Source organism: Pseudonocardia sp. ICBG601, assembly GCF_020496245.1.
Genome location: NZ_JAHLJA010000179.1, coordinates 1 through 12,367, shown reverse-complemented (window position 1 = coordinate 12,367; position 12,367 = coordinate 1). Strand labels below are relative to the sequence as shown.

Annotated in this window: 12 protein-coding genes; 3 read left to right on the top strand and 9 right to left on the bottom strand. The window is 68.2% G+C overall.

Translation table 11 applies throughout. The features are described from left to right. Positions 1 to 54: 54 nt before the first annotated feature. Genes KPL57_RS58025 through KPL57_RS58015 form a run of 3 tightly spaced genes read right to left on the bottom strand, consistent with a single transcriptional unit; the run spans position 55 to position 2,062 of the window. Positions 55 to 417: an antibiotic biosynthesis monooxygenase gene (locus tag KPL57_RS58025; protein ID WP_226351901.1), complete on the bottom strand. Its 363-nt coding sequence runs from the start codon at positions 415 to 417 to the stop codon at positions 55 to 57. Positions 418 to 458: 41 nt separating this feature from the next. Continuing rightward, positions 459 to 1,802 carry an MAB_1171c family putative transporter gene (locus KPL57_RS58020; protein ID WP_308252870.1) on the bottom strand — a complete coding sequence of 448 codons (1,344 nt, stop codon included), beginning with the start codon at positions 1,800 to 1,802 and terminating at the stop codon, positions 459 to 461. After that, positions 1,688 to 2,062, bottom strand: coding sequence for a hypothetical protein (locus KPL57_RS58015; RefSeq protein ID WP_226351899.1), 375 nt, complete (start codon positions 2,060 to 2,062; stop codon positions 1,688 to 1,690). Before KPL57_RS58015 ends, KPL57_RS58020 begins: the two co-directional genes overlap by 115 nt. Before the next feature lie 168 nt (positions 2,063 to 2,230). Between KPL57_RS58015 and KPL57_RS58010 the strand changes: the two genes are divergently transcribed. The 3 genes from KPL57_RS58010 (at position 2,231) to KPL57_RS58000 (ending at position 7,591) form a co-directional block, all read left to right on the top strand. Further along, entirely contained in the window at positions 2,231 to 5,200 is a 2,970-nt protein-coding gene (locus tag KPL57_RS58010) for a Tn3 family transposase (RefSeq protein ID WP_226351132.1), read from the top strand. A gap of 246 nt (positions 5,201 to 5,446) precedes the next feature. Further along, positions 5,447 to 6,031: a recombinase family protein gene (locus tag KPL57_RS58005; RefSeq protein ID WP_226351896.1), complete on the top strand. Its 585-nt coding sequence runs from the start codon at positions 5,447 to 5,449 to the stop codon at positions 6,029 to 6,031. Between the two features lie 942 nt (positions 6,032 to 6,973). Next, positions 6,974 to 7,591, top strand: coding sequence for a hypothetical protein (locus KPL57_RS58000; protein WP_226351895.1), 618 nt, complete (start codon positions 6,974 to 6,976; stop codon positions 7,589 to 7,591). A 317-nt stretch (positions 7,592 to 7,908) separates the two neighbouring features. Here the strand turns inward: KPL57_RS58000 and KPL57_RS57995 are convergent, their stop codons facing one another. The 6 genes from KPL57_RS57995 to KPL57_RS57970 all read right to left on the bottom strand — a co-directional run bounded on the left by KPL57_RS57995 (position 7,909) and on the right by KPL57_RS57970 (position 12,099). After that, positions 7,909 to 9,132: an ISAs1 family transposase gene (locus tag KPL57_RS57995; protein WP_226351754.1), complete on the bottom strand. Its 1,224-nt coding sequence runs from the start codon at positions 9,130 to 9,132 to the stop codon at positions 7,909 to 7,911. A gap of 105 nt (positions 9,133 to 9,237) precedes the next feature. Continuing rightward, the gene (locus tag KPL57_RS57990; RefSeq protein ID WP_226358597.1) at positions 9,238 to 9,606 is read right to left on the bottom strand and encodes a cupin domain-containing protein; all 369 of its coding nucleotides are present in this window, start codon (positions 9,604 to 9,606) and stop codon (positions 9,238 to 9,240) included. Positions 9,607 to 9,638: 32 nt separating this feature from the next. Beyond that, positions 9,639 to 10,010, bottom strand: a complete 372-nt coding sequence (locus KPL57_RS57985) for a DoxX family protein (protein WP_226358596.1) — start codon at positions 10,008 to 10,010, stop codon at positions 9,639 to 9,641. Beyond that, positions 10,010 to 10,528, bottom strand: coding sequence for an SDR family NAD(P)-dependent oxidoreductase (locus KPL57_RS57980; RefSeq protein WP_226358595.1), 519 nt, complete (start codon positions 10,526 to 10,528; stop codon positions 10,010 to 10,012). The genes KPL57_RS57985 and KPL57_RS57980 overlap by 1 nt, the downstream gene beginning before the upstream one ends. Before the next feature lie 138 nt (positions 10,529 to 10,666). Next, entirely contained in the window at positions 10,667 to 11,332 is a 666-nt protein-coding gene (locus tag KPL57_RS57975; protein WP_226358594.1) for an NAD(P)-dependent oxidoreductase, read from the bottom strand. 50 nt (positions 11,333 to 11,382) lie between these two features. Next, positions 11,383 to 12,099: a DsbA family protein gene (locus KPL57_RS57970; protein WP_226358593.1), complete on the bottom strand. Its 717-nt coding sequence runs from the start codon at positions 12,097 to 12,099 to the stop codon at positions 11,383 to 11,385. Positions 12,100 to 12,367: the final 268 nt, after the last annotated feature.

Genomic DNA, 12,367 nt, shown 5'->3' with positions numbered 1-12,367 from the left:
GCGTGAGCGCGGCGGCGCCGGTGGCGGCGAGGACACGGAGCCCGGTGGCGGTGGTCATGCGGTCGCGGTCCCTTCCTCAGATGCCGTCCCAGGTGCTGTGTCAGATGCGGTTCCGAGGGGGACGGTTTCGAATTCCAGCAGGTCAGCGCCGGTCCCGACCTGCGGGCGGTCGCTGTCGCTGTCGCAGTGCGCGGCCGCGGCGCCGACGGTGCGCCATGCCTGGAAGGCGGCGTCGTGCTCCCAGCGGGTGTAGACGAAGTACCGGGTGTCGCCCGCGACGGGGCGGAGCAGCTCGTAGCCGAGGAACCCGGGCACCTCGTTCATGCAGCCCTGAGCGAAGCGGGCGGCGAACCGGGCCTCCAGCTCCGGTCCGGCTCCGTCGGGGACGGTGATGGCGTTGATCTTCACGACAGACACGTGAGTCTCCTGGGTGGGTGTTTGTGCTGGTGGGCAGGGGGTCATCCGATTTTTCGGATGACCCGGTCGGGGCTCGGCGCCTGCTTCTTCTGTTGGCGGGCGATGGCGCGGGACAGGGCGATGAGGTGTTCGACTTCGCTGTCGAAGCCGACGTTGTGGGCGTCGGCTGGGACGGCGAAGCGGCAGGGCTGGTCGGGGTTCCCGGGGTCGTCGCCGCGTGCGGCGCGGTCGAGACCGAGCAGGACGAGCCGGGCTTGTTCGTCGATGTCGAGGGCCGTGTCGGTGTGGGTGTCGGTGGGGGCGACGTGCGCCCCGACGGGGAGGAGGCCGTCTTGGCAGGCGATCGCGCGGTGCGGCCACCGGTCACGCATCTCGGCGTTGCTGAGCAGCAGTTCCCGGGTGAACGACTCCGGTGGTCGGAGCGCGAGCTTCGGATAGACAGCGCAGAGCGCTCGGTAGAGCGGTCGCAGCGCGAGGAACGCCCGCCGGGGCTCGACCGAGTCGTGGGCGGCGACGATGCCGAGGCCGATCAGTAGTAGCGCGATCCCGGCGAGGTTGAGGATGCGTGGTAGGAGGTTCGCGGCGTCGGTGATCGGGGTGTGGGTGGCCCAAGCGGCGGCGACGAGCGGGACACGGAGGATGACGCCGCCGAATCCGGTGACGGCCATGCCGATCCCGGCGAGGGTGTAGCCGCCGCGTGCGCAGCGCACGGTGTAGCGGGACTCTCCCCAGGCCAGAGCGGCGCAGAGAGCGCTGGCGGCGAGTAGGTAGCTGCCGAGGACGAAGACCCCGAGGTAGGGCAGTGGCGTGTCCTGGCGGCCGAGGTCGAGCAGCCGGGTCGCGCGCTCGGCGGCGGGGGTGGCCAGCCACAGGCCCGCGACGACAGCGGACACGGCGAGGGCGATGGAGAGCTGGGTGGGGAACGACCGCACCCAGCGGGGCCGGGCCTTCTCGCCGGATGCGAACAGGTAGACGAAGCCGCTGTACATGATGGCCAGCAGGACGTAGCCGCACAGGTAGCTCAGGCCGGGTGTCACGGTATCGAGCGCTGCTTTGACCGGTGGCAGACTGAAGGTGTTCGACGCGGCCGCGATCGCGAACAGCAGCGCGACGGCCTTGTGCCAGTCGGCGGGCTCGTCGGCGCGGGCGAGGACGGCCAACCGCCAGCCGGTCAAGATCAGTAGTGCTACCCAGAGGATGATCCCGCCGAGCGATCCCAATGAACCGTCCTGCCTGTCGATCGTCGCTGTGTGAAGGCGTCTAGTGCTGTCTAGATGCTGCGGACAGGGCCGGACAGCCCGGTTTCGAAGAAGCCTCGCCCGCGTTGCCGGGCGCGGGTGTAGGCGGCTTCGGTGAGGATGTGGGCGAAGGTCTCGGCTTCCCATTCGGCGCCGACGTAGTGCCCGGTCCGGGCCAGGTAGGTGACCACGGCGTCCGGGTCGAGGGTGGGCATCAGGATGCGCAGCATCTCGCTGTGCTCGGGGGTGGTCTGCCCGGTGTGGTCGGCGACGATGTGTCCGGTCTCGTGCCGGATGCTGTGGTCGCGCTGGGTCGCGGACAGGTCGTGCGAGTGGATGATCAGGTCGACGGTCTTGGTCTTGACCCAGAACCCGAACAGGGTCGAGCAGGGGAACCGACGCGACACGATCTCGATCGGCCGGTTCCGGTGGATGCCCAACCGGCGGCACAGCTCGGTGGCGCTGATGTCGGGGTGCCGGTAAGGATCGTGTCATCAGCCGCAAACGAGCGCTGGGGGCTTGACCCTGAATCTCTGGTCGCGGCGGTGTCCGGGGGGTGGGAGTAGCGTCCGTGCGTGGCGCGTGAGCTGGGTCAGGACGAACTGATCGATCGGTGGACGCTGGTCGAGGCCGAGCTGGCGATGGTGGCCGGCAAGCGTGGCGCGACGCGGCTCGGGTTCGCGGTGTTGCTGCGCTTTTACACCGAGCACGGCCGGTTTCCCCGCAGCCGGAGCGAGATCCCCGACGCCGCTGTGGACTACGTGGCCCGGCAGGTCGGTGTGCCGGTGACCGAGCTGGCGTTCTACGACTGGTCCGGCCGCACGATCGAGTTCCATCGCAGCCAGATTCGCCGGACACTGGGGTTCCGGGAGTGCAGCGTCGCCGACGCCGACAAGCTCACCGAGTGGCTGGTCACCACCGTCACCCAGACCGAGCGCGGCGCTGAACGTGTCCGTGACCAGCTGCTGGACCGGTGCCGGGAGGAACGTATCGAGCCGCCCACCGGCGGCCGCGTCGACCGGATCGTGCGCTCGGCGCTGCACCGCGGCGAGGAGCTGCTGTTCGCACGGGTGGCGATCCGCTTATCCGAGGCGGTGCGCGTTCGGCTGTTCGCCTTGGTCGCGGCCGGTGCCGATGACGACGGCCAACCCGGCGGGGACGGTGACGGGCCGGCGGTGCTGGCCTCGATCCGGTCCGATCCGGGCAACGTCAGCCTGAACACGATGTTGACCGAGATCGCCAAGCTGGAAGCGGTACGGGCGGTCGGCCTGTCAGCCGGCGTGTTCGCCGACATCGCCCCGAAGGTGGTCGCCGCCTGGCGGGCGCGGGCGGCGGTCGAGGCGCCCAGCCACCTGCGCGGACACGCGCCTGAGGTGACGCTGGCCCTGCTGGCGGCGTTGTTGCACTGCCGGGAACGGGAGATCACCGACACGCTGGTCGAGCTGCTGATCTCCACCGTGCACCGGATCAACGCCCGCGCCGAGGTCCGGGTGACCAAGGAGCTGATCAAGGAGTTCAAGCGGGTCACCGGCAAGGAGAACTTGCTGTTCCGGGTCGCCGAGGCGACCGTGAACGCCGGCGACCAGCTCGTGCGCGACACCGTGTTCCCGGTCGCGCCGCAGGCCGTGCTGGCCGACCTGATCGCGGAGTTCAAGTCCTCCGGGCCGACCTACCAGCGCACCGTGAAGGCCACGCTGAAGGGCTCCTACACCAACCACTACCGGACTGGGCTGATCAAGCTGCTGGACGTGCTGGAGTTCCGCAGCAACAACACCACCCACCGGCCGGTGCTCGACGCGCTGGAGCTGATCACCCGCTACGCCAGCGCCGGGAACCTGCACTACTACCCGGCCGGCGAGCACATCCCGGTCCATCGCGGCCTGAGCGAGGACTGGGAGGCGCTGGTTTACAAGGACGACAAGCGCCGCCGGCAACGGGTCGTGCGCATGGTCTACGAGGTGTGCACCTTCCAGGCGCTACGCGAGCAGTTGCGGTGCAAGGAAATCTGGGTCGTCGGCGCGGACACCTGGCGCAACCCGGCCGAAGACCTTCCGACCGATTTCGAGGACCATCGCGTCGAGCACTACCAGGCGCTGCGCAAGCCGCTGGACCCCAGCCAGTTCATCGCCGACCTGCAAGCCGAGATGCGCGCCGAGCTGGAGGCCCTGCACACCGCCCTGCCGGGCTGCGATTGGTTGTCGATTAGCGACCGCGCGGCTGGCGCGGTCAAGCTGGCCCCGCTGGAGGCCTCGCCGGAGCCGCGCAACCTGCGCCGGCTCAAGCAGGCTGTGCAGGCCCGGTGGGGCACGGTGCCGCTGATCGACATGCTCAAGGAGGCGGTGCTGCGCACCGGCTGCCTGTCGGCGGTGACCTCGGTCGCCGACCGCGGCACCTTGCCCGAGCACGTGCTGGCCGAGCGGTTGCTGCTGGCTATCTACGGGTACGGCACCAACACCGGCATCCGTGCGGTCGCCGGCGGCGAGCACGGGCATTCCGAGGACGAGATTCGCTACGCCCGGCGCCGCTACCTGAGCACCGAGGCCGCGCGGCAGATCGCGATCGAGATCGCCAACGCCACCTTCGCCGCCCGCCAGCAGACACTGTGGGGCGACGGATCCACCGCCGTGGCCAGCGACTCGACTCACTTCGGCGCGTTCGACCAGAACATCTTCACCGAGTGGCACTCCCGCTACGGCGGCCGAGGGGTGCTGATCTACTGGCACGTCGAGCGCGGCTCCGTGGTGATCCACTCGCAGCGGCTGAACTGCTCGGCCTCCGAGGTGCACGCGATGGTCGACGGCGCGATCCGGCATGGCACCGACATGCAGGTCGAGGCCAATTACGTGGACACGCATGGTCAGTCCGAGATCGGGTTCGGCATCACGAAGCTGCTCGGGTTCGACCTGCTGCCGAGGATCAAGCGGATCAACAAGGTCAAGCTGTACCGCCCGGCTGCTGGCGAGCCAGACGCCTGGCCGGGTCTGGCACCGGCGATGACCCGCCCGGTCCGGTGGGACCGCATCGCTGAGCAGTACGACCAGATGCTCAAGTACGCCACCGCGATCCGCGTGGGCACCGCCTCGACCGAGGCGATCCTGCGGCGATTCATGAAGGCCAACGCAGCGCACCCGACCTACCAGGCGATGATCGAGCTGGGCCGGGCGCAAAAGACCATCTTCTTGGCCCGTTACCTGCACAGCCGGGCACTCCAGCGAGAGATCCACGAGGGCCTGAACGTGGTCGAGTCGTGGAATCGGGCCAACGCGGTCATCTTCTACGGCAAGGGCGGGGACCTGGCCACCAACCGGCGCGACGAGCAGGAGATGAGCGTGCTGTGCCTGCGGATCTTGCAGGCCGCCCTGGTGTACGTGAACACCCTGATGATCCAGGACCTGCTCGCTGGCTCCGAGTGGGACGACGCGCTCACCGCTGAGGATCGGCGCGGGCTGACGCCGCTGTTCTGGGCGCACGTGCTGCCCTACGGCGAGGTGCGGCTGAACATGGACGCCCGTCTGCGCCTGGCCGCCGCCGCCTCCAGCGGCTGACTGGCCGGTCTCGAAACCAAGGTTCCGCGACAGCGTGCAGGCGAGTTCGGACATCGACATCACCCCAGGTCACGCTGTCTCACAATCTAACGTCGAAACACCGCCTCGAAACACGGCCACATGGTAAACTTATGAGACAGTTGCGGGAGGAAACGAGACGATCATGACCGGCGAGTCCGCCATTACCGACCCGCGGATCGCCGCCGCCCTGGATGCCGACCGGGACCAGGCCAGGACGGTGACGTGATGGAACTGGGCTACGCCCGCGGCTCGACCACACACCAGGACCTCGAACGACAGCTCGACGCCCTGGGCCACCACGGCATACCCGACGAGCGGATCTACACCGACAAGAAGACCGGCGCCACCATCGACCGGCCCGGCTTCACCGAGCTGCGCCGCTACGCCCGCTCCGGCGACACGATCATCGCGACCAACCTCGACCGACTCGGCCGCAATCTGCGCGAATGCCTCAACGTCGTGCACGAGCTGCGCGAGCAGGGCATCGGGATCAAGACCCTGAAGGACCCGATCCCGATCGACACCACCGACGACTCGCCGATGGCCGAACTCGCCGTCGCGCTACTGGCGCTGTTCGCACACATGGAACGAGTGTTCATGCGCGAACGCGCCGCCCACGCCCGCGAGGCCACCGCAGCCACGGGCAAACTGCCCGGCCGACCCCGCAAACTCGACCCCAACCAGCTCGCCGCGGCCCAGGCCGCCCTCGACACCGGCCAGACCGCCGACCAGATCGCAGCCGCGTTCGGCGTCAGCCGCGCCACCCTCTACCGCAACCTCACCGAAAATAAACCCGCTGACCAGCAATGATCGACTCGTTTGCGGCTGGTGACAACTCCCTTACCGGCGCCCCAGGTTGCGGTGTTCCGTAGATGTTGCTGAGCGTCCCCCCGGCCTCTCTTTTGCTGCTTGTGGTGCCGGAGGGCTGCGGTTGTGAGCGTTACGGATGCAGACCCTTTTGCGCTAGGACCAGTCCGGGGCTGAGCACGGTGTTGGCGCGACTGGCTCCGCGATTTCAGGCGAGTGTTGGGGGGGTGGGATTGTTGATTCGTGCGGCGAGCTGTTTCGGCGGGTGGAGCGGCTGACTGTTGCGTTTGCTGGACGTTAGGTGTGAGTGGTTGAGGTTAGGTTCGGTGCCGCGCTGTCGTGAGAGGTCGGGCATCGTCTGGGTCGGTGCCCGACCCTGTCGCTGGAGATCGTCTTGGGTCTCGGATTTGCTTATTAGCGGCCCGGATTTCCCCGGATTTGCATAGATCATCTCCGGGGGTTCGGGCCTGGGGGCTCTCGGGTCGTCGTGCCGGGCTGATGGTGGCCCTGTGACGGACGCCGGGGGCGGGTGAGGAGACGTGCTGATCGGCTTTGATGGGGCTTTGACCTGGCTGGAAGCGCCTGAGAGGCGGTATTGACGCGCTTCGGGGGTGGGTCCGGTCGGTCATGGCGGGTGGACCTGTGGTGGTGGTGCCCGGTGGGTCGGGCTGGCGCCCGACACTTCAACCACCCTGCTTCGCTGACGGTCGGTCGAGGTGTCGGGCGCCAGCCCGACCCAGCGGCAGGTGGTCGCGGAGCGGCCATGATCGTCAGTACGTAGTTCCATGGTTTGGAAAAGGTAAAGGTCAAGGTCAACTGACTGCGACGGGAGTGGGTGGTTTGAGCTGGTTTGGGTGTATCTGTCCGTAGTGGCTGAGCGTGTTCACATGATTACGCCGAAGGATGCTTCTTGACCAACGGGGGGGGGTGTGTTCCCATGCGGTCATGGGAACGAAGAAGTTCGCGTGTGCGTCTCGTGTTATCGGGACTGTGTTGACTGTCGCTGTTGCGATGGGGTCGGCCACTGGGATCGCTTCGGCTGAATCTGCGCATTTCGCCGAGGGGGCGGCCGAGGTTGGCAATAGCTTTGCATCACTGTCGCCCAGTCCGGATCATTTTACTTACACGGCGCAGGCTGATGGCGAAACGTTGCTGCTGAAAGTGTCGCCTGAAGTTCATTTCGTAAAGCAGGGAAGTGTTACGACCCTGAAGCTCGGGAACGACACTCTCGAAACTCTCCCCTCGACGGCTTCGAGCGATCAGCGTGGGACTGTTCGTTTGCAGTATGAACTGGTGTCTCCTTCGGTTGTTCGAGTGATTCCGTCATCTCATGATCAGAGTCCAGGAGACAAAGCCGTTCCCTATGGGTGGTGGAAGGACTGGGGGAAGTGCGCTGCCGGTATTGCTGGTGGCGCTGTCTCTGGGGCAACGACGGTTGGGCTTGGCGGGGCTGCTGTGGGGGCAGTGACGATTCCTATTGCCGGTTCCGTCCCCGGAGGAGCTATTGGTGCTGTTGGTGGCGGGATCGGCGGCGGGCTTACGGGCGCTGTAGCGGCGTGCTGATCTGGGAGTACAGGCATGCAGAATGGTATTTCTGAACATGAAGTGGTGAAGCGGCTTTCCTTTGCTCTTCGTGGGGCATGGCTTGGCCTGGCGATCTGGGTATGCACTCAGTTCGTGGTCGGAAATATTCACGTCCTGTGGAAGCAGGGAATGTTCCATATGCAAGTTGGAGTAGTTCTGACGCTTACAATCGTGCGTGCGATAAAGAAGCGGCGGGCCAGGCGTGAGATGTCGAAGGAAAGCGAATAGCGGTGTTCGCGGTCTCCGCGTGTAGCCCTCGAAGTCTGTATCTGGTCGTCAGGGCCCCGGCAAAGTCGCTAGATGATCTTGTAGGTGGTCAGTGGTCGATGGGGGTCGCGGGCGTGGTGGCGGAGTGCTGCGGCGATGTTGCTGACGCCGTGCAGGCGTAGCGCGGTGATCGCGAGGTTCCGCAACGCCGACATGACCTGCGGGGCGTGACCGGTGTGGGCGGTGGCGCGGTCTTCGTCGAAGCAGACATCACGGACCCAGTGCAGGCGATTCTCGATCGACCAGTGCCCACGGATCCAGCGGGCGAGCAGTCCTGGATCGGCGTCGGTGCTGGTCAGGCTGGTGATCGCGTAGGCGGTCTCGGTTCTCCACTTCCCGCCAGGCCGCAGTGGGCGACGCCGGCGCACCAGCTTGATCGCCTGGGATGCGTGGGGGAAGAACTCTGCGCCCAGGTCGGGACAGGGGTGCAGGCTGACCACGCTGATCGTGCGGGTCTCGACGCGGCCGTGCCCACGCCCGCGTTGACGATCAGCGACGCCGATCTGGGTCCAGGGCAGCGCCCGTACCCGCGCGAGCAGCGTGGGCTGGTTCGCTTTGATCGTCATCAGGTAGTGCCCGCCGCGGCGGTGTAGGTAGTCGGCGTGGGCTCGCTGGGTGTGCAGAGCGTCCGCGGTGACCAGTACATCGTCGAGGTCGAGGGGGTCGAGCAGCGCGGTGAACGCGGTGATCTCGCTGCCCTTCTCTGCGACCTGAACCTGGCCGAGCACGCCACCGCTGGTCTGGTCGAGCACCGACACCAGATGCGGAAGCCAGACCCTGCCGTCGGCGGCACGGACGCGGGCGCCGCGCAGGGTCTTGCCGTCCAAGGCCAGCACGCGACGCTGTTCTCGCCGGGGTGTGCCCTCCGCCGCCGGCTGGGCGCTGAGCTGGGGCAACACCCAGGACTGCAACGCCGCCTCCAGCGCCGAGGCGTCGACCCGTTGCAGGACCCGGCGGATGGTCGACTCGTGCGGAGCGACCGCGCCCACCCCGAGCACGTCCAGCACGGCGCGGCCGACGTCATGGGCGTACTCGGCGATCGCGGTGAACGACCGGGCCCCCGCCAACACCGCGCACGCCCCCAGTAGCAACACCGCGAGGACACCGTGGCGGACACCGCGTGGTTTCCGCGGGTCCGGCACTCGCGACAGGGCCTCCACCAGCGACAACCCCGCCGCCTCACCGACCGGCGCGGCTCTCCCCGCGTCAGGACCGACCTCCAGGCCTTCCAGAGCAGCAACGATCGGAGACACTGACACTGCGGACACAGGCTTCCTGACGTGAGCAAGGATTCGACACCCTCATGATCACGCCAAGCCTGTGTCCGCACCCACCCCCACCCCCCACATCACCGCAGCTCAGGACCCACCCATCACGACTTTGCCGGGGCCCTGCTCCCCCAGCGGCTTGATCGCATGGGGAACCCCCGCCGGCAGGAACATGAAGCTGCCCGGGCCGACCTCGTGCTGCTCGTCGTCGAAGGTCACCCGGAGCGTGCCGTCCAACAGGAAGAAGAGTTCGTCGGCGGTCTCATGGATGTGGAGTGGGAGTTCGTGACCCACCGACACCTCGAGGACCGAGTACTGGCCGTCGGTGTGAGCGGCGCCCGCCTTGAGCAGGTAGAGCGGTGCGATGTCGACGCGGGTCTCCAGGGCCTCGCCCGGTCCGAGCTTGATGAACCGAGCCTTCTTCGAGGATCGATCGGCGTCGACCTGTCCGGCATTCATCCAGGGAACTCTCTTTCTCGTGACGGGCGGCTTCAGAGGCCGTACGGGCCGAAGCGGCCCCAGGCCACCAGGACGGCGAGGACCAGCAGGACGGCGTTGAAGCCGATCGCGGAGAACTCCTTCTTCCGGGCGTGGTACGTCGCGGCGAGCAGCATCGTCGCTCCGAGGCCGACGGCGGCCAGTGGCGTCAGCACGGTGGCGATACCGGTGGCCGCGGGCAGGATCAGCCCGAGGGCGCCGGCGAGTTCCACGATGCCGATGAAGCGGACGGTGCCGGCCGAGAAGTCGGCCACCCAGGGCAGCTTCTCGACGAGCTTGTCCTTGGACTGCGCGACCTTCATGACACCGGCCATGGCGAACATGCCGGCCAGTACGACCTGCACGATCCACAGGAAGACGTTCATCAGCGGTGGACTCCTTCGGGGAGAGGGGAAGAGCCGGGACGGGGCGGAGCGGGCTGCGCCCCGAGGAGGCTGCCGCCGGTGGCGTCGAGGGCGGCTCCGGTGATCCAGCGCGCCCGGTCGGTGGCGAGGAAGAAGGGGGCCTTGGCGTTGACCGCGAAGATCTCGTCGATCTGCTCGGCGGGCACCTGTTCCGGGGCGCTGCCGGCGGGCGTCGTCGCGGCGGCGTTGTTCACCAGGATGTCCAGGACGGCCTCCCCGGTGTGGTCGCGCTGTCCTGCCTCCAGCTGGTGGAGGAGCTGGTCGACGGCGCCGGGCGTGCCCAGCTCCGCGCCGACGGCGAAGGCCCGGCCGCCCTCCTTCTCGATGAGGTCGACGGTCTGCTCGGCGGCCTGCTCGTCGCGTCCGTAGTGCACGGCGGCCAGGGCCCCCTCGCGGGCGAGGCCGAGCGCGATGGCCCGGCCGATGCTGCGGCTGGATCCGGTGACGAGGGCGGTCTTGCCGCTGAGTGTGCTGGTCATGCTGGTGTCCTCGCGCTCCTCGGGAGGTGGGGTGCCGGTTGCTGTCAGGTCACTCCGGTCCGGCGTCGCGATCGACGGACGGCGCATCCGAGCTCGGAGCGCTGTTGCGCATGAGGCGGATGCGGATCACGGAGTGGGTCAGCGGCGTGCGTTCCAGACCAGGGGCGCCTGGCGGATCCAGGCGTCGTCCTCGACGGTCTGGACGAGGAACCGGGCGAGGTCGGCGCGGTTGATCGTCGTGCCGGGCTTCTCGGTGCCGGCCTCGGCCGCTCGCACGGGACCGGAGGCGGGCTTGTCGGTCAGGGCGACGGCGCGAGCCAGGGTCCAGTCGACGTCGGACGAGGCGCGCACGACCTGGTCGACGCCGGTGTGGTCGTCGAAGCCCACCTTGACGTTCGACAGCGTGATGAACGCCTTGACCAGCGGGTTGAGCCGAGCCCAGTCGTCGCCCGCGCCCTGGGTGGAGGTCAACACGATGCGGCGGATGCCCTGCTCGCCCATGACGGTGAGGGTGTCGCGGGCGGCGTCGGCCATGAACGTCGGCGGGCTGACCGGCTTGGCCCACGGGTTGTCGGACGCGCGGGCGTTGTTCAGCACGCTGATCACCGCCTCGGTGCCTTTCGCGGCCCGGCGGATGTCGTCGATGTTCGCGGGGGTGCCCTGGACCAGCTCGACGCCGGCCGGCGCCCGCACCGCGTCGGGGTTGCGGACCAGCGCGCGGACGAGGTGGCCGCGCCGGGCCGCATGCTCCAGCACGTGGGCGCCGGTGCGGCCGCTGCCGCCGAGGACCAGCAGGGTGCTCATGGTGATCGCAGTGCCTTTCGAGGAGTGCAGGGGTGAGTTCAGGGGGTGGATCAGGCGCGCTCGGGGACGGCGCAGCCGTTCGGTCCGCAGACCGGGGCATCGCCGCCGGCGGTGGCGAGGGTCAGGGGGGGGCTGTCGTCCCAGGCCGTGCGCAGCAGCTCGAGGAGGCTGTCGCTGTCCTGGGCGCCGGGCACGCCGTAGCGGCCGTCGACGACGATGAACGGCGCACCGGCCGCCCCCAGGCGCTGGGCGCGGGCCGCGTCGTCGCGGACCTGCCGGCGGTAGCGGCGGTCGGTCAGGGCCTGGCGGGTCTGCTCGCGGTCCAGGCCGAGCTCGTCGGACAGACCCAGCAGGTCCTCCGGGGAGAAGACCGGCTCGGCCCTGCCGAAGTAGGTCCCGAAGATCAGGTCCCAGGCCTCGCGGTTGCGGCCCTGGGCGCTGGCGTGGGCGAGGAACTCGTGCGCCAGATCGGTGTTGCCGACCTCGTTGTCCAGCACCCGGTAGGGGGTCAGGCCCTCGCTCTCGGCGAGCTTCTCGATCCGCCGGGTCGAGGCCTCGGCCCGGTCGCCGCCGATACCGTGCTGGCGGAGCAGGGCCTCACGGACGGAGAAGGTGCGCCCCTCCGGGAAGCTGCCGCTGAGCGGGAACGAGTGGTGGACCAGGTCCACCTCGTCCGAGTGCTCGAACCGCTCGACGGCCCTGGCCACCCGGTGGTTCCCCAGCCCGCACCACGGGCAGGTCACCTCGGACCAGATCTCCACCTTCATCACGCGCCTCCATTACTTACGACTTGTGCGTAACGCCATGATGGACCAGCATGGGAGGCGATACAAAAGGCACATCGGTGTGCGTGCCGGAGAGGAATGTGCGTCATGGAGACGACCGCGGAACGAGAGACGGCAGCAGGAGCGGCGGCGATCGGGCCGTGTGCGGCCATTCCTGCCGAACACATGGACTTCATCCGCCAGACCCTCGACCGCGTCGGCGACAAGTGGAGCCTGCTGATCATCGCGGTCCTGCAGTCAGGACCACTGC